Below are 20,280 nucleotides of genomic sequence, written 5' to 3'. Positions count from 1 at the left end.
TCGCTCACGTGCTCAAGGGAGACGGTCCAGTCGTAGCCTGCGCAAGCCACAAGCACCCTCCTCTGCGATTGGCCGGACAGTTGCCCAGAGTCCATGATCAACATAAATTCGGTGTTTTGTCGAGGGTTCTGGCGAATGCCAGACTCACGACATGGCGCCTCGGGAACCCGCTCCCCGCTCCCGCATCGATGCACTGATGACCGATGCCTGGGTGCTCGCCGCCCTGGCCGCCGCGGTACGCGCCTCCTCGTTGAGCGAGGAGCACGGCGCGGTACTGGGCGCCGCCGGATACGCCGAACACACCCCGGACGGCTGGCGGCTGCATCCCGCCTACCGCACGTTCCTGGACGGGCTGCCCGCGCCGGTCGCCTTCACCGGCCAGATCGCGGGAATCCTCCGCCAAGCCGCCGACGCAGCCGACGGACGCCCCGCCGAAGAAGATGACGACGCGTCCTTCATCGTTCAGGGCGAGTCCTCCGGCGAGCGCATGACCGCATTCCTGGATCTGGTGACGGCTCGCGTCCCCGATGTCGGCAAGGTCCTGCACCGTCCCGGCCTGCACTTTCTCGACATCGGCACAGGTATCGGCGCCATCGCCGCCGGCGTGATCTCGCGGGCGCCGACCGCCCGAGCGGTCGGCATCGACACCGCTCCCCGCGCACTGCGTCTGGCCGAGGAGCATCTGACCCGCCGAGGGGTCCGCGACCGCGTCGACCTACGGCTCCAGGACGTCGCCGAACTCGCCGACACCGCCGCCTACGACCTGGCCTGGCTGCCACTCGGCGTCCTCGCACCGCACGCCGCCACGCAGGCTTTGCCGCGCGTCCTGGCCGCGCTACGGCCCGGAGGCTGGCTGGTCGGCGCGACCGTACTGGCCGACACGGACCAGCCCGAGCCCGTACGCGAGGCTGTGCTTCGATGGCGAATGGCCCGCCGCGACATCACCCCCTGGACCCCCGCCGAACTGGCGGCACGACTCACCGCCACCGGCTTTCACTCCATCACTCAGATCGCCACCCCACGAAACGAGATGGGCCTCGTGGTAGCCGAAGCCTGACACCGAGACATCGGTCCGTGGTCACGCGCAGCAGCGAGCGCAGCCGTTGGCGTCCTGGTGCGCCGGCAGGTGGCGTCCTGGCGGGACCGGGCCAGAACTGCGATGGCGCGGGGCCGGGGCTTGAGGGTGGGAGTCCTCGGCGTGGAGACGTCCTTGCCTGGGGCGCGGGGCCGAGCCAAAGCAAAGGAGGAGGTGGGACGCGAAAGCCCCCGGCCCGTGCGGTTCGGGGGCTCTGCTCGTGATCTCAGGACAGGTCGAGGGTTCCGCCCTTCACGCGGCTCGCGAACGCCTGCCACGCGTCGGCCCCGAACACCAACTTCGGCCCGTCCGGGTCCTTCGAGTCCCGCACCGCCACCGCCGACAGCAAGTCCGCTACCTCGACACACTGATCCCCGGTGTTAGTACTACGACTGCTCTTCTGCCACGTCGCAGTCGATACCGGCACCATGGACGCCACCTCGACACATTGGCCGCCGGTGTCGTCGCTGTGGCTGCTCTTACGCCAGTGTGCATTGGCTCCAACGCCACCTCGACACACGCTCCAGCGGTAGCCGTTCGTCACGGCCGCGCTCGCCGCGCGGACACACCAGGAGTCGGCGATCGACGCGACGTGCCCTGACATCCCCTCCATGCCGGACCCGTCTCACGCGGTGACGATCGCCGAGCTTCAGGAGCGGTTCGACGGCGTCGTCTGCTGGTGGGGCGTCTCCACCAAGGAGTGGTGGGCGCTGATCCCCGGCGGGACGCAGTGGAAGATCGTCAACGCGCCCGATCCCGACGACCTCATCCAGGCCGTCCTCAAGGCCCGTCCGGACAGGTGACCCGCAGAGCCGCCAGCCGCCGCGCGGCCGGGAGGTGCCCCTCAGCTCCCCGCCGCGCGGCTCCCACCCGGGCGTCCCAGGGTGTTCGCCAGGTGGACGAGCATGGCGGCGAACGTCAGCGCCCAGACGGCGAGCGCCACCCAGGTCTCCGTCTCGCCGATCGCGCGGACGATGGGAAGGTCGTCGGCGGTGCCGAGGTAGTGCCCGGCTGCGCCGTACATGCCGAGCGGGAACACCACGCTCCACAGCGTCACGTCGTAGCGCAGCGGGACCCGGTGGGTGATGTGCCGCCACCAGCCGGCCGCGACCAGCGGCGGGATCAGCCACGTGCCGAACGCCCACACCATGACGGACGTGCCGGCGATCAGGCCGCGCGTCGCGGTGACCATCGGGGTGTCGGCCATCTGCACGATCCGGGCACCGGCGAGGACGGTGATCGCGGTGGCGCCCATCGCGACCCAGTACGGCGGGGTGAGGTCGGCCGGGCGCAGCGGGTACAGCAGCATGCGGGCGGCGACGAACACGCCGGTGCCCGCGTAGAGGAACATGCCGACCGACCAGGACCCCACCGCGAGCATGGCGAGCTCGTGCCGGCCGAACCCGACCACCGGTTCCAGGACGGCGGCGAGCACCGCGACGGACTGGCTGGCCACCACCCAGATGAACCAGGTGCCGTTCGCTCCTGCCACGACCGGGCGTTCCGCGCGTCCGAGGACCGCCGTCCACGGGACCACGTAGCCGAGCGCGATCCAGGCCACGCATCCGACGATGAGCAGTGCGAACGCGGTCGTCTTGTGGTCGGCGGCGACCAGGCGGGCGCCGAGGACGTTCGTGGCGGCGACGAACGTGAAGAACCCGAAGCCGCGCCGCGGGTCGGTGAACTCCGTCTTCAGTTCGGCGCGGAAGGCGGCGGCGCGCCAGGCGGTCAGGACGACCAGGACGGCGTAGCCGGCCGCGGCGAGCCACAGCAGCACGGCGGACAGGGTCGTCAGTCCGTGGCCGGTGACCCCGATCGACAGGATCGCGGTACCCATGACGAACGCGAAATAGCCCGGGTTGAGGGTGGAGACCGCCTGCTTCACCGCGGCGAGACGGGTACCGGCGCGGCTGGGATTCACGCCGGTACCGTAATCGGGTCTTCCGCGGCCCTGGAGAACGCGTCGGTCACGTGAGGATGCTGCGGGCCTCACGGACCATCTGGTGCGTGAACCCCCACTCGTTGTCGTACCAGGCCATCACCTTGACCAGCGTGCCGTCCACGACCTGCGTCATGTCGAGATCCACGATCGCGGCGCGCGGGTCGCCGACGATGTCGGCCGACACGAGCGGGTCCGCCGAGACGCCGAGGATGCCCCGGTACTGGGCTGTCTCGGACTCCTCCCGGAACGCGTCGTTGATCTCCTCCGCCGTCGTGTCCCGGGACGCGACGAACACGACGTCGGCGATCGACCCCACCGGGACGGGGGCGCGCACCGCGATCCCGTCGAACCGTCCGGCAAGGTCCGGCACCGCCTGGGTGGTGGCCTGCGCCGCGCCGGTCGACGTCGGCACCAGGTTGGCCGCGCCCGCCCGTCCACGCCGGTACCGCTTGCTCGGGCCGTCCACCAGCTGCTGACCGCCGGTGTAGGCGTGGATGGCCGTCATCACCGCGCGCTCCACCCCGACCCGCCGGTGCGCGACCTCGACGATCGGCGTGATGCAGTTCGTCGTGCAGCTCGCGCACGAGACGATCCGCGGCTCACCGTCCGGACGGTTCACGCCGTGCACCACCGTCGGCACCGTCTCCGTCTTCGACGGCGCGGACAGGATCACGTACGACGCGCCGGCCTCGATGTGCTTCTTCAGATCCTCTTCGCGGGTGAAGACGCCGGTGCACTCCAGCACCAGATCGACGCCGAGGTCGCCCCAGGGCAGCTCGGCCGGGTCGCGTTCGGTGAACGCCGGGATCCGGTGGCCGTCCACGAGCAGGGTCCCGTCCTCCGCGCTGACCTCGCGGCCGTACCGCCCGTACACGGTGTCGTACTTGAGCAGATAGGCCAGATTGTCGGCGTCGGCGATGTCGTTCACCGCGGCCACGTCGAGCCCCTCGGTGTCCAGCAGGATCTTCAGCGCCGCCCGGCCGATCCTGCCCAGCCCGTTGATCGCCACGGTCGCCATCGCATGCCCCTCCCCGAATCGCCGTCCTGCGGGATAGGTCGCCTACCCCGCGAGCCCCGGCCGAACCACGGCGCTTGCGCGGGGACGCCGGCGTGCGTTAGGGAGTCGTCATGGACGCGAAGGCACTGGCGCGGGACGAGCGGACCGACCTGGCGGATTTCCTTGAGACGCTGACGCCCGAACAGTGGGACGCGCCCACGTTGTGCGAGGGCTGGCGGGTCCGCGACGTCGTGGGCCACATGATCAGCTACGAGGACCTGAGCATGCGGGAGGTGGGGCGGCGGCTGGCGAAGGGCCGTTTCCTGCTGGGGCGGGCCAACGCCCTGGGCGTGGACGCCCACCGCGCGCTCTCCCCCGCCGAACTGCTGGCGCTGCTGAGGCGACGCCGGCAGCCCAAGGGCCTGACCGCCGCGTTCGGCGGACGGATCGCGCTCGTGGACGGCGTCATCCACCACCAGGACATCCGGCGTCCGCTGGGCATGCCGCGCGAGATACCGGCGGAGCGGCTGCTGCCCACCCTGGGCGGCGCGCTGGCCGCCCCGGTCCTCGGCGGCTTCTGGCGCGTCCGGCGCCTCCGCCTCGTGGCGACCGACCTGAACTGGTCCAAGGGCTCCGGCCCGGAAGTGCGGGGCACCGCCGAGGCGCTGCTGATGGCCATCGCCGGGCGGCGCGGCATCGTGGACGAACTCTCCGGCCCCGGCTGCCGGGCACTCGCCGACCGCATCGAGAAACCGTCCCGCTGAACCTCGCTCAGCGGGGAGGGACGATGACGACCGGGCATTGCGCGTGGTGGATGAGCCCGTGGCTGGTGGACCCGAGCCGCGGCGCGTTCCAGCGGCGTTCGTGGGCGCCCGCCACGAGCAGGCGGGCATCGCGCGACGGGTTGGTCAGCGCGGTCACCGGGTGCTTCAGGACGACCTCGTCGACGACCTCCACCTGCGGGTACTCGCGCCGGTGCGGGTCGTACGCCGCGACCAGCCGCCCCCGCAGCCGCCGTCCGGCCTCCTCCTCTTCCTCGGCCGTGTAGCCGGCGTCGATGAGCGTCGTGGGCATCTGCCACGCGTGAACGATCCGCAGCCGCGCGCCCCGCAGCGCCGCGGCGCCGAAGGCGTGGTCGAGGACCGCGTCCGTGCCCCGGCGCAGGTCGACCCCCGCGACGACCTCGCCGCGGTCGGTGACGTCCCCGCGCACGATCACGACCGGGACGGTGCACCGCGAGGCGACCCGCAGGCTGGTCGACCCCAGCAGCAGGCTGGCGAAGCCGCCCCGGCCGCGGCTGCCCATCACCAGTTCGAACGCGTCGTCCGCCTGCTCCCGCAGGGCGTCGGGCGTCTCCTCGGCGACCAGCGCGGTCGCCGTCTCGAGGTCCGGCCACCGCTCGTGGACGCGCGCCGCGACCGTGTCCAGCAGCGCCTTGCCCGCGCGGCTCAGACCGTCCGCCTTCTCGGGCGGCGCGAACAGCGGCGCCTTGAACGGCCAGCTCTCCACGGCGTGCACGATGCGCAGGGGACGCCGGCGCAGGACGGCCTCGGCGGCGGCCCATTCCACGGCACGGTCCGACTCACCGGACCCGTCGGTGCCGACGACGATCGGTTCGGACATCGTGCCCTCCTTTCGTGGCCTCTCAAAGCGAAACTCCCCACCCGGACGGCTCTAACCCCACGCCTGGGGCAAAAAAGAGGCCGTCCAGCTCGGCGGGGACGGGCGTCGTCATCGCCATGGGGCCGCCGCTGTTCGGCCTGTACGGGCTCGTGCGGCGCCACTGCGACCGGCGGGCGCGGCGACCGGCTCTGGGACGCCGCGCGCGGGCCCGCCTCGGCGACCAACCGCATCGGCCCCCGGCCGCGGATCAGGGCTGCGGGACGATCGCAACCGTGCAAGGGGCATGCTGCAGCATCGTCGAACTCGTCGCGCCGAGCAGCAGCGGATCCACACCGCCGGTGCCCCGGTCCCCCACGACGAGCAGATCGGCGCCGGCGGCCGCGTCCAGCAGGGCCTCCCGGGGACGCTCCAGCAGCACCGAGATCCGCACCGGCACCTCCGGGTAGCGATCCCGCCAAGGCTGGACGGCCTCCTCCAGCATGACGGCGCGCGCGCGGAACAGCGTCTCCTTGTCGGTGAACAAGGACAGTTCGGAGACGGGCACGGCGCCGGGCTCCCAGGCCCCGCAGACGACATGCAGGTCGCAGCTCCGGAGGACGGCCTCCTCCATGGCGAAGCCGAGCGCCGCGCCCGCCGCCGGCGACCCGTCCGCCCCGGCCACGACCAGGCCGCGCCCGGCGCCGGCACCGCGCACCGCGATCACGGGGCGGTGCGCCCGCGCCGGAAGCTGTGTCGCCGTCGACCCCTCGGGCAGCCGGTTCGGCTCATGCGAGCCGATCACGATCAGCTCCGCGTCACCGGACTCGCGCACCAGCGCGTCGGGGACCGGTCCCTGCCGCAGCGCCGTCCGCACCTCCCCCGGCGCGCCCAACTCGCGTGCCCACCCCTCGCCCTGCTGCAGGAGGTTCCCCCCCGCCCGCTGGACGATCGCCTGAACGCCCTCGTCCACATGGCTCCGCGGATACGGCCAGTGCCAGCAATGGCACATCACCAGATCCAGCCCGCGCAGCCGGGCCTCCTCGACCGCCCAGCGCAACGCGGGGTCGTTCTGCTCGGTCCCGTCATAGCCGAACAGGACGTTCGGCCGCTGGGCCCTGGTCAGCGCGACCATCGACCGCTCCCTTCCCCGGCTCACCCGCCGGTGGGCACGATGACCACGGGGCAGCGCGAGTGGTGCAGCGCCGCGTGGTTGACGCGCCCGAGCGCCATCCCGATCAGGTTCTTCTTCCGTGGACGGGCGCCGACCACGACCAGCGCGGCGTTCCGCGACGCCTCGGTCAACGCCCGCGGCGCCGTGCGGTCGGAGACCAGCTCCCTGACCGGGACGTCCGGGAAGTCCTCGCTCATCCCGGCGACGGCCGCCGACAGCTCCATGTCCTCGATCACCCGCCGGCGGGGCGAGAAATCGCCGCCGACGGCGTGCAGCGCGACGATCCCGGCACCGCGCGAATCGGCCTCCTCGTAGGCCCAGCGGACCACCGCGTCCTCGCCCGGCTCCCCCTTGACCCCGACCACGACCTGCGGCGGCGCGTCACCCGGATAGGGCGCCGCCTCGGTCACCACCAGCACCGGGCACGGGGCGCGCGCGGCGACGTGGAGGCCGACCGAGCCGAACAGCAGGCCCTCGAACCCGCCGAGGCCGCGCGACCCGACCGCCACCAGCGCGGCGTCCTCGCCGCCGTCCACCAGCGCGCCGCCCGGGTCCGTCGGCTCCAGCCGCGTCGTGACCTCCAGGTCGGGATGCTGCTTCAGCGCGTACCGCCGGGCCTCGGCGAGCATCTCCTCCCGCTCGGCGACCAGGCGGCGCAGCGCGTCGTCCGGGATCGTCCCGTCCGGCACGAGGGCGCGCGACCCGTGCACCAGACGGGCCGGCAGGCGGTGCCGGGCGGCGTAGTCGGCCGCCCAGTCCAAGGCCCGCCAGGCATGCGCGGAACCGTCGACACCCACAATGATCGGAGCCGGCTTGGGCATGGCACGCTCTCCTTCGTCCGTCCTGCGGTCGCTCTCGGCGTCGATTCCCACAGAAGGCCGCGGTAGTGCCCGAATGCCTGCACGAAAAGAGTGAAGGAAGTCCTGCGTCGTTTAGACGACGTCACAAGATGCGCGGTGCGTGGTCTCCCACTTCTCCGTGCCGTTCGACGGGCTTCCTCCACCCACCAACAGTGAACCTCGAAAACCCCGGGTCATCCAAGGGGCGAAAGCCGCTTTCCAGAAGATTTACCCGCCCCCGGCAGCGGCCCGGAACACCGAGGAACGCGAGCAGGCCGGTCAGGCCCCTGTGCGTCGGGCGGGCCTGGAGACGCCATCTCGCGGAGCCCGCGCGGTGACCGCGCGGGCCGTGGGAACCTGTACCCGTGACCTCCAAGGCCGGGACGGCCGGCAACCGGCGGGCCATGGGCAGGCCGCGCGCGACCTCGCCGGCCGCCCTGGAGCGGCTGGCCTTCGAGCTGTTCGCCCGGCAGGGGTTCGACAAGACCACGGTGGACGACATCGCGGCTGCGGCGGGGATCGCGCGGCGGACGTTCTTCCGCTACTTCTCGTCCAAGAACGACCTGGTGTGGGGCGATTTCGAGGGTCAGCTGCGCAGGCTGCGCGGGCTGCTGGACGACACCGATCCGCACGCGCCGATGATGGACGCGGTGCGCCGCGCCGTCGTCGAGTTCAACCGGTTCGACCCGCAGGAGGTGCCCTGGCACCGGCAGCGCATGGAACTGATCCTGCGGGTGCCGACCCTCCAGGCGGACGCCACCCTGCGGTACGCGTCATGGCGGGCGGTCATCACCGAGTTCGTGGCGGGGCGCACCGGCGTCCCGGCGTCGGCGCAGGTCCCCCGGCTCGCAGGCCACCTCGTCCTCGCCGCCGCGGTCTCCGCCTATGAGCACTGGCTGGCGTGCGAGGGGCGGACGGCGCTGTCGGGCCTGCTGGACGAGGCCATCCGCCACCTGGGCGCCGGCCTGACCGCGGTGCTGGACGACGCCGGGACCGTGTCCGCGCCCTGACTCAGCACGACCCGGCGTAAGCGATCAGCTCGCCGATGAGGACGGCCGTGGCGGCCGGGCCGCGCAGCGGAGCCGTCGGGAGGATCGAGGTATCGGCTACGCGGAGCCCCTCCAGCCCGTGGACCCTGCCGCGGGCGTCGACGGCGCCCGCCGGTCCCATCGGGACGGTGCCGCAGGTGTGCTGGGCCGTGCCGAGCCGGGCGCGTATCCACCGATCCAGCGCGCGGTCGTCGTCCAGTGCCGGGGCGGCGGGCCCGACCAGGCCCCGCGAGACCTCGCCGAAGGCCGCGGCGGCCACCACGGCGGCCGCCGCGCGCACCGCCTCGCGCATCCGGCTCCGGTCGGCGCCGGTTTCCAGGTACCCGTACTCGATGCGCGGCGGGACGCCGGGGTCCGCCGACACCGTGCGCAGCCCGCCGGACCTGCGCGGGGTCAGCACCGACACGAGGAAGGGCAGGGGCGCGCCGGGGTCCGTGGTCGTCCCCGCGATCAGACCGGTGATGGGCACGAGGGACTGGAGGACTTCCAGGTCGCCCGCCCCGGCGCCGCCGGAGGAGGGCAGGTGCAGCGCGCCGCCGAGCCAGGAGCCGGACGGCTCGGGCATCGGCCGCCGGGGGACCCACTCCACGGCCACCTGCGGGTGGTCGCTGAGCGCGGCGCCCACGGCGGGGAGGTCGTGGACGACCGGAACGCCGGCGCGCGCGAGGTCTTCGGCGGGTCCGATGCCCGACAGGTGCAGCAGGTGCGGTGAGGTGAGGGCGCCCGCGCACAGGACGATCTCGTCCGCCTCCAGCACCGTCCGCCGCCCGCCGTGCTCGGCCACGACCCCGGTCGCACGGCCGCGGCTGATCGTCACCGACCGGACCGCGCAGCCGCCCACCACGGTGAGGTTGGGACGACGCGCCGCCGCGCCGAGCAGGTAGGCGATGCCGGTGTTGACCCGCCGGCCGTCCACCGTGTTCGACGGCACCGGGCCGAAGCCGGGCGCGTCCTGGGCGTTCTTGTCGGGCTCGTCCGGATGCCGGAGTTCGCGGGCGGCGGCCTGGAACGCCGCGGCGGCGGGATGCCGCAGCCCGGTGCGGCGGACGGGGACCGGGCCGCGGTCGCCGTGCAGCGGCGCGGCCCCGTGGTCGAGGTCGGTCTCCAGTGCGCGCAGGAAGGGCAGCACCCGGTCATAGGACCAGAGGTCGTCGGCGGCGGCAGCCGACCAGCGGTCGAAGTCGGCGCGCCGTGCCCGGATGAAGTAGCCGCCGTTCACGGTGGTCGAACCGCCGAGGAAGCGCCCCCGGACCGCCGTGTAGGGCTTGCCGGACGTGAGCAGAGCCGGGAACGTCCGGACGGCGGGGTCCCCCGGCCGGGCGCCCGGGACGAGGCGGGCGTCCAGCAGGTCCGCCGGGAACTCCGGCAGGGCGCGCGGGACCGGCCCGGCCTCCACGACCAGGACCTCGCGGCCGGGGTCGTCGCTGAGCCTGGCCGCCAGGGCGGCGCCGCTGCCGCCCGCCCCGATGACGAGCACGTCGGCACGCCGGATCATGATCGGAGCCTATCTTTTGGCACTCGATGCATTTAGTATCCGACCAAGCCGGCAAAGGAGGACACATGGACACCGCCCCGGAGAACCAGGTCACGGACCAGGCCGACGACGCGGCCGAGGAGCTCGACGTCGCCGAGTCCCTGATCGAGGAGGTCTCGATCGACGGCATGTGCGGCGTCTACTAGACCGGCCGCCATGTCCGCCGGCATGCCAGGCATCGACCTCGACCGCGCCTGGGACCTGCACCCGCAGGTCTCGGTGCGGCCCGAGCCCTTCGGCGCGCTCCTCTACCACTTCGGCACGCGCAAGTTGTCCTTCCTCAAGGACCGCCGCCTGCTGGAGGTCGTGCGGTCCCTCAAGGACGCGCCCACGGCCCGGGACGCCTGCGCGGCGGCCGGCGTCCCGGCCTCCGACCTGGCCCGGTACCGCGCGGCCCTCGGCGCGCTCGTCCGGTCCTCGATGCTCGTCGAAAGGACCTCATGACCGCCACCACGGAACCCGGGACGCGGCTGGTCGACCTGTTCGAGTACGGGCTCGACGCGCCGATCTGCCTGACCTGGGAACTCACCTACGCCTGCAACCTGTCCTGCGCGCACTGCCTGTCCAGCTCGGGGCGCCGCGACCCGCGTGAGCTGAGCACCGCCGAGGCCAGGGCCGTCATCGACGAACTGGAGGCCATGCAGGTCTTCTACGTCAACATCGGCGGCGGGGAGCCGACCGTCCGCCCCGACTTCTGGGAGCTGCTGGACTACGCCACCGCGCACAACGTCGGCGTGAAGTTCTCCACCAACGGCGTCCGGATCACGCCCGAGGTCGCGCGGCGGCTCGCGGCCAACGACTACGTCGACGTCCAGATCTCGCTCGACGGCGCGACCGCCGACGTCAACGACGCGCTGCGCGGCCCCGGCTCCTACGACACCGCCCTGCGCGCGATGCGCAACCTCGCGGACGCGGGCATGAAGAACTTCAAGCTCTCCGTCGTGTGCACGCGGCACAACATCCCGCAGATGGACGCGTTCAAGGCGCTCGCCGACGAGCACGGCGCCCAGCTCCGCCTGACCCGGCTGCGCCCGTCCGGCCGCGGCGCCGACGTGTGGGACGAGCTGCACCCCACCAGCGGGCAGCAGCGCGAGCTGTACGACTGGCTGGTCGCGCACGGCGACAGCGTCCTGACCGGCGACTCGTTCTTCCACCTGTCCGCCTACGGGCAGGCGCTGCCGGGGCTCAACCTGTGCGGCGCCGGGCGGGTGGTGTGCCTCATCGACCCGGTCGGCGACGTGTACGCCTGCCCCTTCGCGATCCACGAGGAGTTCCTCGCGGGGAACATCCGGCGGCCGGGGGGCTTCACCCGCGTCTGGCGCGAGTCCGACCTGTTCCGCGGCCTGCGCGAGCCGCAGAACGGCGGGGCGTGCACCTCCTGCGCCTTCTACGACACGTGCAAGGGCGGCTGCATGGCCGCCAAGTTCTTCACCGGCCTGCCGCTCGACGGCCCCGACCCCGAATGCGTCCAGGGGTACGGCGAGAAGCTGCTGGCCGGGCGTCCCGAAGACCGGTCGGGCATCCCCAGGCCGTCCGCCGACCACTCGCACCGCACCGCACCGGCCCGGCGGAGGCCGGTCCCGGTGACGCTGTCCCGCCGGCCCCCGGACCGCCCGCCGGTGAGCGCCTGCGAGGAGAACCCCCTCGCCGGCCTCCGCATCACCTGAGACGAGTCACCGGCGGCGGCCCATCCCCAGGAGATATCGCACATGTTCAGGAACCCGTGGTTCGAGACCGTGGCCGAGGCGCAGCGCCGGGCCAAGAGGCGGCTGCCGTACATGGTCTACGGAGCGCTGGTCGCCGGGTCCGAGCGCGGCCGGACGATCGGCGACAACACCCGCGCCTTCGGCGAACTCGGCTTCGCGCCGCGCGTCGTCGGCCACAAGGCGGAGCGCGATCTGTCCACCACCGTGATGGGTGTGGAGTCGTCGTTCCCCGTGCTGATCTCCCCCACCGGCGTCCAGGCCGTCCACCCCGACGGCGAGGTGGCGGTGGCGCGGGCCGCCGCCGACCGGGGCGTCATCATGGGCCTCAGCTCGTTCGCGAGCAAACCCGTGGAGGACGTCGCGGACGCCAACCCGAACGTCTTCTTCCAGATGTACTGGAGCGGCGACCGCGACGCGATGCTGCAGCGCATGGAACGCGCGAAGAACGCCGGGGCCAAGGCGCTGATCGCCACGCTCGACTGGTCGTTCTCCCACGGCCGGGACTGGGGCAGCCCCATGATCCCGGAGAAGATCGACGTCAGGACCATGGCGAAGCTGGCGCCGGGCGTCCTGCCCCACCCCGGCTGGCTGTGGAAGTTCGCCAGGACGGGCCGCATGCCCGACCTCACCGCGCCGAACCTCAAGCCGCCGGAGGGACCGGCCCCCACCTTCTTCGGCGCCTACGGCGAGTGGATGCAGACACCGCCTCCCACCTGGGAGGACGTGGCGTGGCTGCGCAAGGAGTGGGGCGGGCCGTTCATGCTCAAGGGCGTCACCCGCGTGGACGACGCCAAGAGGGCGGTCGACGCCGGCGTCACCGCCCTGTCGGTGTCCAACCACGGCGGCAACAACCTGGACACCACGCCCGCCACGATCCGCGTCCTGCCGTCCGTCGCGGACGCGGTCGGCGACCAGATCGAGGTCCTGCTGGACGGCGGCGTGCGGCGCGGCGGAGACGTCGCCAAGGCGCTCGCCCTGGGCGCGCGGGCCGTGCTCATCGGCCGCGCGTACCTGTGGGGTCTGGCCGCCAACGGGCAGGCCGGGGTGGAGAACGTCCTGGACATCCTGCGCGGCGGCCTCGACTCCGCCGTCCTCGGCCTGGGCCACTCCAGCGTCCACGACCTGTCCCCCGACGACCTCGTCGTCCCGCCGGGCTTCCGCCTGACGCTGGGCGGCGACACGGCGGGCTGACGTGGCCGGAACCGGTGACGGTGATCTGGCGGGGGCGGCCTGGCCGGACGTCGCGGCGGCGCCCCTGGTCCTGGTGCCGCTCGGGTCGACCGAGCAGCACGGGCCGCATCTGCCGCTGTCCACGGACACGGTGATCGCCCGGGCCGTGGCCGAGCGGGTGGCCGATGTCCTGCGTGCGCAGGCGGGCGGGCAGGTGCTCGTCGCGCCGGCGATCGCCTACGGCGCCAGCGGCGAGCACGCCGGATTCCCCGGCACGATCTCCATCGGGCACGAGGCGCTGCACGCCGTGATCGTGGAGACCGCGCGCTCGCTCGCCGCGTGGGCCGGGCGCGTGGTCCTCGTCAACGGGCACGGCGGCAACGTCGCCACGCTCGACGCCGCCGCGGGCCGGCTCCGCCGCGAGGGACACGACGCCGCCTGGACCGGCTGCGGCATCCCCGGCGGCGACGCGCACGCCGGGTTCGCCGAGACGTCGGTGATGCTGTACCTGGCTCCCGGCCTGGTGCGGCCGTTCGGCGCGGTCACGGGTGAGACCCGGCCGCTCGACGTGATCATGCCCGAGCTCGTCGCGCGGGGCGTCCGGGCCGTGTCGCCGTCCGGCGTCCTCGGTGACCCGGCGGGGGCCTCCGGCGAGCGGGGCCGCGAGATCGTGGACGCCGTCGTGGCGTCCGCCGTGCTCCGGATCGGCGGCGCGCGGGTGGACGAGCGCGGCCGCCTCCTCGACCCCGGCACGCCGTCCCCGAAGGCCAGGGCATGAGGCTCCCGGCCGGCTTCGCCGTCGCCCTGGACCGGGAGACGTCCTTCTGGTCCGGCGGGCGGGTCGCCACCGGCGGGTCGCCCTGGAAGGTGGTGCGCCTGGCCGACGCCGCCCGCCCGCACCTGGCGGCGCTGCGCCGGGCCGGGCCGCGCGGCCTGGCCGACACCTCCCCGACCGGGCGGGCGGTGGCCCGCCGCCTCCTCGACCTCGGCATGGCCCACCCCGTCCCGGCACCGCGTCGCGGCCCGCACGACGTGACGGTCGTCATCCCCGCCTACGGGCGCGCCTCCGAGCTGGAGCGGTGCCTGGCGGCCATCGCGGACGTGCCGGTGATCGTCGTGGACGACGGGTCACCGGACCCCGCACCGCTGCGCCGGGCGGCCGCCGCGCACGGCGCGCGGCTGGTCCGGCACCCCCGCAACCGGGGTCCCGCCGCCGCGCGCAACACCGGCCTGCGGCTCGTCGAGACACCGCTCGTCGCGTTCGTCGACTCCGACTGCCGGCCCGGCGGCGGCTGGCTGGACGTCCTCGTCCCGCATTTCGACGACCCCCGCGTCGCCGCCGTCGCGCCGCGCGTGCTTCCCGGCGGCGACCACGGCTCCCCGCTGCTGGCCCGCTACGAGGCCGCCCGGTCCTCCCTGGACATGGGTGTGCGGCCCGCGCTCGTCCGGCCGGGAGGCAGGCTCGGCTTCGTGCCCACCGCGACGCTGCTGGTGCGCGTGGCGGCGGTCGAGGGCGACGCCTTCGACGAGGACCTGCGGCTGGGCGAGGACGTCGACTTCGTCTGGCGGCTGTCCGACCTCGGGTGGAACGTCCGCTACGAGCCCGCCGCCCACGTCACCCACACCGGACGGCTGCACCCGGCGGACTGGGCACGGCGCCGCCACGAGTACGGAACGTCCGCCGCCGACCTGGCGCGGCGTCACCCCGGCAGGCTCGCCCCCGCCCGCCCGTCGATGTGGAACCTCGCCGTCCTCGGGCTGCTCGCGCGGGGACGCCCCGGCGCCGCGGCCGCGTGCGCGGGCGTCTCGGCGGCGCTGCTGGCCCGGAGCCTGGCACCGCTGCCCGCCGACTGGAGCCTGGCCGTCGCGCTCGTCGGCAAGGGCATCGTCGCCGACGCCGCCGGCCTCGGGCACGCGCTGCGCCGCGAATGGTGGCCCGCCGGCCTGCTCGCCCTGGCCGCGTGCCCGCGCAGCCGCGTCGCCCGCACCGCCGCCCTGGCCATGCTCACGCCCATCGCGCTGGAATGGCTGCGGCAGCGGCCCCCCATCGACCCCGCCCGCTACACCGTCCTGCGGCTCACCGAGGACGTCGCCTACGGGACCGGGGTCACGGCCGCGGCCGCCCGCGCGCGTTCGGCCGCTCCCCTGCGCCCCGACGTCCGTCTCCCGTCGGCACTTCGCCGATGAGGCCCAGGCCGGCGCGGACCACACCGGCGCCGGATGAAACCGGGCGATCATTAGGATAGGCGGCATGTCAGACGAGGTGCTGGTCGAGCACGCGGACGGGGTCACCGTCATCACCATCAACCGGCCCGAGGCCCGCAACGCCGTCAACCGCGCGGTCAGCGACGGGGTGGCCGCCGCACTGGACGAGTTCGAGGCCCGCAGGGACCTCACCGCCGCCGTCATCACCGGCGCCGGCGGAACCTTCTGCTCCGGCATGGACCTCAAGGCGTTCGTCGCCGGCGAGGACGTCACCGTCCCCGGGCGCGGCCTCGCCGGCCTCACGCTGCGTCCCCCGCGCAAACCGGTGATCGCGGCGGTCGAGGGCTACGCCCTGGCCGGCGGCTGCGAAGTCGCCCTCGCCTGCGACCTGATCGTCGCCGCCGAGGACGCCAAGTTCGGCATCCCCGAGGTCAAACGCGGCCTCGTCGCCGGGGCGGGCGGCCTCATCCGGCTCCCCCAGCGCGTCCCGTACGCGGTCGCGATGAAGCTCGCCCTCACCGGCGAGTTCATGACCGCCGCCGACGCCGAGAAGCACGGCCTGGTCGTCGAGGTCACCCCGTCCGGCAAGGCCCTGGACGCCGCCCGCGACCTGGCCGCCCGCATCGCCGCCAACGCCCCGCTCGCCGTCGCCACCACCAAGGAGATCATCGTCGCCTCCGCCGACTGGTCCGCCGACGAGGCGTTCACCCGCCAGCAGGAACTGATCCGCCCGATCTTCACCTCCCGCGACGCCCGCGAGGGCGCCACCGCCTTCGCCGAGAAGCGCCCACCCGTCTGGCGCGGCGAATAGAGCGGCGACAGGGCGGCACGGGCGCGGCGGGCCGGGCCCGTCACTCCCCGTCGTAGACGAGCAGCCCGTCATCGCGCAGCCGCGCCCCGGACGTGGGCGGATGCCCGGTGAGGCGGCCGTCATGGGCGAGGTGCAGGACGGGCCGGCCGCGTGCCAGCACCGCGAAGTCGGCGATGAGCCTGCGGTGGCAACGCCACCACACCGACTCGCTGCACATGACGGCCGTGCGGGCCCGGCCGGCCTCGCCCAGCAGCTCGTCCATGGCGGCCACGAAGTCGGGGCTGCGGGTGTGCCCGGCATAGCCGCGGAAGGAATCGTTGCGCCAGAACGTGTCGGGCGAGTCCGGCCCGACCCGGCGGAAGCCGCCCAGCCGCTTCTCCCACCGGTACCCGATCCCCTCCGCGGGCAGCCACTCCTCCAGGGCGCTGCGCTGCGCGTCCGGGTTGCGCCGGCTGCCGGGCGCGGTGCGCACGTCCACGACGGCCGACACCCCGGCGTCACGCAGCGCGCGGGCCAGCTCCTCCCGCCCGGCGGTGCCATGACCGAACGTCACCAGCGGTTCCATCCCGTCCACACTTCCCAGGATCCACGGGACCCTCCCCCGATGGTGGGGAGGGTCACAGTGGACGCCCTCAGCGCAGGGTCAGGTCGCGGCGGCGGAAGCCGGCCAGGCCGGCCGCGATGAGCGCGGCGGCGATCGCCGTGAGGATCAGCATCGGCGGCCAGCTCATCCGGGCGCCGGGGAGCTGCGGCACGTGCCCGAACGGCGACAGGTCGTGCATCCAGTCCGGAAACTGCAGCAGCCTGCCGAACATGGTGACGACGACCGCGTACACCACCACCGCCCACACCAGCCCGATGGCCCGGGGCGCAAGCCCGAACACCGCCACGGCCGCGCCGGCCGTGACCCACACGGCCGGCGCGTACGCCAGGGCGGCTCCCGGCATCGCGTACAGCAGCCCGGCGTCGCCGGCCGAGATCGCGGCGGTGATCCCCGCGCCCAGCCCGCTGAGCAGCAGGACGACGACGCTGCCGGCCAGGGCGACGGTCAGGTGCCCGGCGAGCCAGCGCGTCCGGGACACCGCGGCGGCCAGCACCGGTTCGGCCCGGCCCGCGGTCTCCTCGCCGCGCGGCTTCTGGAGCGCCAGGACCGCGTAGACGCCGCAGACGGTCGCCAGCATGGCCATGATCACGCCGAGGAACTGCTCGGTCAGGTCGGAGCCGGGAAGGCTCCGCACCCATTCCCGGACGGTCTCGTTGCCGCCGACCGCGTCCCGCACGTCGCCGGCGAACGCCCCGTACACGGCCCCGAGCGCGGCCATCGACACGCTCCACCAGAGGAGAGCGGCGCGTTGCAGCCGCAGCGCGGACCCGAGCGGGGTGCTCAGGAACGGTGAAGCGGTGCGCGGGCCGGGCCTCGGCGGCATCAGGCCCGCGCCCACGTCGCGCCGCGTGGTCACCGCGAACGCCACGGCCAGCAGGGCGGCCGCCCCCGCCACGGCCAGGGCCAGCGGCCACCACCGGCCGTCGACGTAGACCCTGGTGGCCTGCGCCCACCCGATCGGCGACAGCCAGGACAGCGCGCCGCCGCCGATGTCGCCGACGGCCCGCAGCGCGTAGGCGGCGCCGATCGCCGCGCCCGCCATGCCGGCGGCTCCGCGGCCGTACTCGGTGATCTGCGCGGTGAACGCCGCGACGGCGGTGAAGAACAGCCCCACGGCGGTCAGCGAGGCGCCGAACAGCAGGGAACCCGACCACGTCACGGTCTCGATGCCGCTGCCGCCCAGGGCGAGCGTCATGAGCGCGCCCAGGCCGACGTTGGCGCCGCCCACCACGATCAGCGCGGCGGTGATGGGCGCGTGGCGTCCGAGCACGCCGGCGCGGAGCAGCTCGGCGCGGCCCGCCTCCTCCTCGGTCCTGGTGTGCCGGGTGAACAGCAGCACGCTCATCAGCGCCACGAAGATCGCGACGAAGCCGAGGACCTCGTTGGCGAGCATCGCGCCGTAGGTGTAGTCGTCGAGGCCGTAGCCGGGGCCGCTGAAGGCGATGCCCGCCGGGCTGTCCACCAGCGCGGCGCGGGACTCGCGGCCCTCCGGCGTGGCATAGGTGGTCCGCAGGTTCGACGCCGTCATCAGCGTGCCCAGCGTCAGGGAGAGGATCCACACCGGGATGCGGATCCTGTCGCGTCGCAGCATGAACCGCACCAGCGTCCCCGTGCCGGTCAGGGTGCCGTCGCCGCGGCGGCCCGCCGCGGCGGGAGCCTCGGTGGCGACGGCCATCACTCGCCCCCGTCCCTGGTGGCGGGCCCGTCCGCGACCTGCTCGACGGGGACGCCGTCCTCGGCCAGTTCCTCGCCGTAATGCCGCAGGAACAGCTGCTCCAGCGTGGGCGGCCGACTGACCAGGCCGCGGATGTCGAACTCCGCCAGCCGGTGGACGGCCGCGCCCAGGTGCTCCCCGTCGACGTCGAACCGGACCCGCCCGTCCTCGCTCCGGACGTCGTGCACGCCGGGCAGCTCGTCCAGGCCCGCGGGCGGCCGCGCGGTCTCGGCCTCGATCGTCGTGCGGGTCAGGTGCCGCATCCGGCTGAGCGCCCCGGTCTCCACGACCCTGCCGAGGCGGATGATGCTCACCCGGTCGCACAGCTTCTCGACCTGGGCGAGGATATGGCTGGACAGCAGCACCGTGCGACCGGCGGCCTTCGCCTCGACGATGCACTCCTGGAAGACCGCCTCCATCAGCGGGTCCAGGCCCGCGGTGGGCTCGTCCAGGATCAGCAGCTCGGCGTCGGAAGCCAGCGCGGACACGAGGGCGACCTTCTGCCGGTTGCCCTTGGAGTAGGTCCGCCCCTTCTTGGAGGTGTCCAGGTCGAACCGGTCGCACAGGTCGTCCCGGCGCGCCCTGTCGAGCCCGCCGCGCAGCCGGGCCAGCAGGTCGATGGCCTGCCCGCCGGTGAGGTTGGGCCACAGATCGACGTCGCCGGGCACGTAGGCGATGCGGCGGTGCAGCCGCACCGCGTCCTTCCAGGGGTCGCCGCCCAGCAGCCGGGCGGTGCCCGCGTCCGCGCGGAGCAGGCCCAGCAGGATCCGGATGGTGGTGGACTTGCCCGCGCCGTTCGGGCCGAGGAATCCGTGCACCTCCCCGGTGCGGACGCTCAGGTCGAGCCCGTCGAGCGCGCGGGTCCGGCCGAACGTCTTGACGAGGCCGGAGACTTCGATGGGATGTGGGGTCTGTTCGGACATGGCTACGCCTTGGGGGACGTGGGGGTACGGGAGCAGCCGCCCCCTGCCGTGACGGCATGAGGACGCGCGGAGGGACCGGACGTGCCGCGCGATGGCCGTGCGGGCCACCGCGGACCGGGCCGTCGAGGAGCAGGCCCGCGCGGAGCGGTGCCGGCGCGGGATCAGGCCGGCGGATCCGAATCGGTCTTGCGGGCGGCGGCGTCCGAGGTCGGGATGCGCAGCTCCCGGTCGGCCCCCGCGTCGTCCGGCGCGAAGGAGCGCATCTGCTCCATCGCGGCGCGGCTCTGCGCCAGCAACTCCGGGCTCAGCAGGTCGTCGCTCAGGATGTCCAGCATGGCGAGCGTCATGCGCGGGTGCCCGGCCGGGGTGAGCGGGTCGGCGCCCAGGTTCCGCGCCAGATGCTCGTGCAGGACGGTCACCCCGAAGATCATCGCGCTCAAGACCGCCGCGTATCCATGCGGGTCCGAGGTCTTCGCCGGGGACACGCCGGGTGCGCCCTGCGCGAGCATCTCCTCGGAGACCTCCACCGCCTGGTCGAACAGGTCCGCCGCCGCCGGCGACCCGTCCACCAGGGCCCGGGCCATGTAACGCCGGACCGGCAGGCCCACGCTCAGCGCCATCGACATGAAGCCGGGGGTGGAGAAGCCGCCTTCGAGCGCCTCCCGCTTGGTGGTCGTCAGGACGTCGATGGCGTACTCGTCGCACGCCCGGCGCAGCACCTCCTTCGACCCGAAGTAGTGCTGCACCAGCCCGGCCGACACCCCGGCGGCGTCGGCGATCCCGCGGATCGTCGCGCCGCTCACACCGCGCTCGGCGAACACTCGCAGTGCCGCGTCGCGGATCCTCGCGCGGGCGGTCAGGTCCTCGTCCGCTCGTGACCGGTCTGCCACGCTCCCCAGCGTGCAATACAAACGTCCAATACGCAATATGCTTGTATG

The 20,280-nt window shown here is 73.8% G+C and carries 22 protein-coding genes; 11 read left to right on the top strand and 11 right to left on the bottom strand.

What is annotated here, in order from left to right:
* Positions 1 to 196 precede the first annotated feature (196 nt).
* Positions 197 to 1,057, top strand: coding sequence for an SAM-dependent methyltransferase (locus ACTWPP_RS36335; protein ID WP_443108955.1), 861 nt, complete (start codon positions 197 to 199; stop codon positions 1,055 to 1,057).
* Positions 1,058 to 1,301: 244 nt separating this feature from the next.
* On the opposite strand, the gene ACTWPP_RS36330 is transcribed toward ACTWPP_RS36335, so the two are convergent.
* The gene (locus tag ACTWPP_RS36330) at positions 1,302 to 1,679 is read right to left on the bottom strand and encodes a DUF397 domain-containing protein (RefSeq protein ID WP_443108954.1); all 378 of its coding nucleotides are present in this window, start codon (positions 1,677 to 1,679) and stop codon (positions 1,302 to 1,304) included.
* 7 nt (positions 1,680 to 1,686) lie between these two features.
* Here ACTWPP_RS36330 and ACTWPP_RS36325 point away from each other — a divergent pair, with 7 nt between their 5' ends.
* A complete protein-coding gene (locus ACTWPP_RS36325; protein WP_443108953.1) occupies positions 1,687 to 1,878 on the top strand; it encodes a hypothetical protein in 192 nt (63 codons plus the stop codon).
* A 41-nt stretch (positions 1,879 to 1,919) separates the two neighbouring features.
* On the opposite strand, the gene ACTWPP_RS36320 is transcribed toward ACTWPP_RS36325, so the two are convergent.
* Together ACTWPP_RS36320 and gap are read right to left on the bottom strand one after the other, a co-directional pair.
* Complete coding sequence (locus tag ACTWPP_RS36320; protein WP_443108952.1) at positions 1,920 to 2,996, bottom strand: tellurite resistance/C4-dicarboxylate transporter family protein; 1,077 nt, start codon at positions 2,994 to 2,996, stop codon at positions 1,920 to 1,922.
* Between the two features lie 46 nt (positions 2,997 to 3,042).
* Positions 3,043 to 4,035, bottom strand: a complete 993-nt coding sequence (gene gap / locus ACTWPP_RS36315; protein ID WP_443108951.1) for a type I glyceraldehyde-3-phosphate dehydrogenase — start codon at positions 4,033 to 4,035, stop codon at positions 3,043 to 3,045.
* A 110-nt stretch (positions 4,036 to 4,145) separates the two neighbouring features.
* On the opposite strand from gap, the gene ACTWPP_RS36310 reads away from it, so the two are divergent.
* Complete coding sequence (locus ACTWPP_RS36310; protein ID WP_443108950.1) at positions 4,146 to 4,778, top strand: maleylpyruvate isomerase family mycothiol-dependent enzyme; 633 nt, start codon at positions 4,146 to 4,148, stop codon at positions 4,776 to 4,778.
* 7 nt (positions 4,779 to 4,785) lie between these two features.
* On the opposite strand, the gene ACTWPP_RS36305 is transcribed toward ACTWPP_RS36310, so the two are convergent.
* The 3 genes from ACTWPP_RS36305 to ACTWPP_RS36295 form a co-directional block, all read right to left on the bottom strand.
* Positions 4,786 to 5,637: a universal stress protein gene (locus ACTWPP_RS36305; RefSeq protein WP_443108949.1), complete on the bottom strand. Its 852-nt coding sequence runs from the start codon at positions 5,635 to 5,637 to the stop codon at positions 4,786 to 4,788.
* A 247-nt stretch (positions 5,638 to 5,884) separates the two neighbouring features.
* On the bottom strand, positions 5,885 to 6,748 hold the full coding sequence (locus ACTWPP_RS36300) for a universal stress protein (RefSeq protein WP_443108948.1): 864 nt from the start codon (positions 6,746 to 6,748) through the stop codon (positions 5,885 to 5,887).
* Between the two features lie 20 nt (positions 6,749 to 6,768).
* Positions 6,769 to 7,608, bottom strand: coding sequence for a universal stress protein (locus tag ACTWPP_RS36295; RefSeq protein WP_443108947.1), 840 nt, complete (start codon positions 7,606 to 7,608; stop codon positions 6,769 to 6,771).
* A gap of 383 nt (positions 7,609 to 7,991) precedes the next feature.
* Here ACTWPP_RS36295 and mftR point away from each other — a divergent pair, with 383 nt between their 5' ends.
* The gene (mftR, locus tag ACTWPP_RS36290; RefSeq protein WP_443108946.1) at positions 7,992 to 8,636 is read left to right on the top strand and encodes a mycofactocin system transcriptional regulator; all 645 of its coding nucleotides are present in this window, start codon (positions 7,992 to 7,994) and stop codon (positions 8,634 to 8,636) included.
* A 1-nt stretch (position 8,637) separates the two neighbouring features.
* On the opposite strand, the gene mftG is transcribed toward mftR, so the two are convergent.
* Entirely contained in the window at positions 8,638 to 10,170 is a 1,533-nt protein-coding gene (gene mftG / locus ACTWPP_RS36285; protein WP_443108945.1) for a mycofactocin dehydrogenase MftG, read from the bottom strand.
* 65 nt (positions 10,171 to 10,235) lie between these two features.
* Between mftG and mftA the strand changes: the two genes are divergently transcribed.
* The 7 genes from mftA (at position 10,236) to ACTWPP_RS36250 (ending at position 16,101) form a co-directional block, all read left to right on the top strand.
* Positions 10,236 to 10,355: a mycofactocin precursor MftA gene (gene mftA / locus ACTWPP_RS36280; RefSeq protein ID WP_443108944.1), complete on the top strand. Its 120-nt coding sequence runs from the start codon at positions 10,236 to 10,238 to the stop codon at positions 10,353 to 10,355.
* Between the two features lie 10 nt (positions 10,356 to 10,365).
* Positions 10,366 to 10,653 (top strand): mycofactocin biosynthesis chaperone MftB, encoded by a 288-nt coding sequence (gene mftB / locus ACTWPP_RS36275; RefSeq protein ID WP_443108943.1) that lies wholly within the window; start codon positions 10,366 to 10,368, stop codon positions 10,651 to 10,653.
* Entirely contained in the window at positions 10,650 to 11,876 is a 1,227-nt protein-coding gene (gene mftC / locus ACTWPP_RS36270) for a mycofactocin radical SAM maturase (protein WP_443108942.1), read from the top strand. The genes mftB and mftC overlap by 4 nt, the downstream gene beginning before the upstream one ends.
* A gap of 42 nt (positions 11,877 to 11,918) precedes the next feature.
* Positions 11,919 to 13,106, top strand: a complete 1,188-nt coding sequence (mftD, locus tag ACTWPP_RS36265) for a pre-mycofactocin synthase MftD (protein ID WP_443108941.1) — start codon at positions 11,919 to 11,921, stop codon at positions 13,104 to 13,106.
* Position 13,107: 1 nt separating this feature from the next.
* Positions 13,108 to 13,863 (top strand): mycofactocin biosynthesis peptidyl-dipeptidase MftE, encoded by a 756-nt coding sequence (gene mftE / locus ACTWPP_RS36260; protein ID WP_443108940.1) that lies wholly within the window; start codon positions 13,108 to 13,110, stop codon positions 13,861 to 13,863.
* Complete coding sequence (gene mftF, locus ACTWPP_RS36255) at positions 13,860 to 15,272, top strand: mycofactocin biosynthesis glycosyltransferase MftF (protein WP_443108939.1); 1,413 nt, start codon at positions 13,860 to 13,862, stop codon at positions 15,270 to 15,272. The genes mftE and mftF overlap by 4 nt, the downstream gene beginning before the upstream one ends.
* A 64-nt stretch (positions 15,273 to 15,336) precedes the next feature.
* Positions 15,337 to 16,101, top strand: coding sequence for a crotonase/enoyl-CoA hydratase family protein (locus tag ACTWPP_RS36250; protein ID WP_443108938.1), 765 nt, complete (start codon positions 15,337 to 15,339; stop codon positions 16,099 to 16,101).
* Between the two features lie 40 nt (positions 16,102 to 16,141).
* Here ACTWPP_RS36250 and ACTWPP_RS36245 read toward each other — a convergent pair whose 3' ends face one another.
* The 4 genes from ACTWPP_RS36245 to ACTWPP_RS36230 form a co-directional block, all read right to left on the bottom strand.
* Positions 16,142 to 16,666 carry a DUF488 domain-containing protein gene (locus ACTWPP_RS36245; protein ID WP_443109004.1) on the bottom strand — a complete coding sequence of 175 codons (525 nt, stop codon included), beginning with the start codon at positions 16,664 to 16,666 and terminating at the stop codon, positions 16,142 to 16,144.
* A 67-nt stretch (positions 16,667 to 16,733) separates the two neighbouring features.
* Positions 16,734 to 18,380 (bottom strand): ABC transporter permease, encoded by a 1,647-nt coding sequence (locus ACTWPP_RS36240; protein WP_443108937.1) that lies wholly within the window; start codon positions 18,378 to 18,380, stop codon positions 16,734 to 16,736.
* On the bottom strand, positions 18,380 to 19,342 hold the full coding sequence (locus ACTWPP_RS36235) for an ATP-binding cassette domain-containing protein (RefSeq protein ID WP_443108936.1): 963 nt from the start codon (positions 19,340 to 19,342) through the stop codon (positions 18,380 to 18,382). The genes ACTWPP_RS36240 and ACTWPP_RS36235 overlap by 1 nt, the downstream gene beginning before the upstream one ends.
* Before the next feature lie 161 nt (positions 19,343 to 19,503).
* On the bottom strand, positions 19,504 to 20,232 hold the full coding sequence (locus ACTWPP_RS36230; protein WP_443108935.1) for a TetR/AcrR family transcriptional regulator: 729 nt from the start codon (positions 20,230 to 20,232) through the stop codon (positions 19,504 to 19,506).
* Positions 20,233 to 20,280 lie beyond the last annotated feature (48 nt).

Origin of the sequence: Actinomadura sp. 3N407 (assembly GCF_052245875.1) — a bacterium.
GTDB lineage: Bacteria > Actinomycetota > Actinomycetes > Streptosporangiales > Streptosporangiaceae > Spirillospora.
The sequence above is the reverse complement of the archived record's forward strand: the minus strand, read 5'-3'. Positions and strand labels throughout refer to the sequence as shown.

What these genes read in the sequence shown, in the direction of transcription:
- mftA (WP_443108944.1), top strand. Translation starts at nt 10,236, where the DNA reads ATGGACACCGCCCCGGAGAACCAGGTCACGGACCAGGCCGACGACGCG.
- ACTWPP_RS36310 (WP_443108950.1), top strand. Translation starts at nt 4,146, where the DNA reads ATGGACGCGAAGGCACTGGCGCGGGACGAGCGGACCGACCTGGCGGAT.
- mftC (WP_443108942.1), top strand. Translation starts at nt 10,650, where the DNA reads ATGACCGCCACCACGGAACCCGGGACGCGGCTGGTCGACCTGTTCGAG.
- ACTWPP_RS36295 (WP_443108947.1), bottom strand. Translation starts at nt 7,608, where the DNA reads ATGCCCAAGCCGGCTCCGATCATTGTGGGTGTCGACGGTTCCGCGCAT.
- ACTWPP_RS36330 (WP_443108954.1), bottom strand. Translation starts at nt 1,679, where the DNA reads ATGTCAGGGCACGTCGCGTCGATCGCCGACTCCTGGTGTGTCCGCGCG.
- ACTWPP_RS36305 (WP_443108949.1), bottom strand. Translation starts at nt 5,637, where the DNA reads ATGTCCGAACCGATCGTCGTCGGCACCGACGGGTCCGGTGAGTCGGAC.
- gap (WP_443108951.1), bottom strand. Translation starts at nt 4,035, where the DNA reads ATGGCGACCGTGGCGATCAACGGGCTGGGCAGGATCGGCCGGGCGGCG.
- mftD (WP_443108941.1), top strand. Translation starts at nt 11,919, where the DNA reads ATGTTCAGGAACCCGTGGTTCGAGACCGTGGCCGAGGCGCAGCGCCGG.
- ACTWPP_RS36335 (WP_443108955.1), top strand. Translation starts at nt 197, where the DNA reads ATGACCGATGCCTGGGTGCTCGCCGCCCTGGCCGCCGCGGTACGCGCC.
- ACTWPP_RS36240 (WP_443108937.1), bottom strand. Translation starts at nt 18,380, where the DNA reads ATGGCCGTCGCCACCGAGGCTCCCGCCGCGGCGGGCCGCCGCGGCGAC.
- ACTWPP_RS36325 (WP_443108953.1), top strand. Translation starts at nt 1,687, where the DNA reads ATGCCGGACCCGTCTCACGCGGTGACGATCGCCGAGCTTCAGGAGCGG.
- ACTWPP_RS36235 (WP_443108936.1), bottom strand. Translation starts at nt 19,342, where the DNA reads ATGTCCGAACAGACCCCACATCCCATCGAAGTCTCCGGCCTCGTCAAG.
- ACTWPP_RS36300 (WP_443108948.1), bottom strand. Translation starts at nt 6,748, where the DNA reads ATGGTCGCGCTGACCAGGGCCCAGCGGCCGAACGTCCTGTTCGGCTAT.
- mftB (WP_443108943.1), top strand. Translation starts at nt 10,366, where the DNA reads ATGTCCGCCGGCATGCCAGGCATCGACCTCGACCGCGCCTGGGACCTG.
- mftG (WP_443108945.1), bottom strand. Translation starts at nt 10,170, where the DNA reads ATGATCCGGCGTGCCGACGTGCTCGTCATCGGGGCGGGCGGCAGCGGC.
- ACTWPP_RS36245 (WP_443109004.1), bottom strand. Translation starts at nt 16,666, where the DNA reads ATGGAACCGCTGGTGACGTTCGGTCATGGCACCGCCGGGCGGGAGGAG.
- ACTWPP_RS36250 (WP_443108938.1), top strand. Translation starts at nt 15,337, where the DNA reads ATGTCAGACGAGGTGCTGGTCGAGCACGCGGACGGGGTCACCGTCATC.
- mftF (WP_443108939.1), top strand. Translation starts at nt 13,860, where the DNA reads ATGAGGCTCCCGGCCGGCTTCGCCGTCGCCCTGGACCGGGAGACGTCC.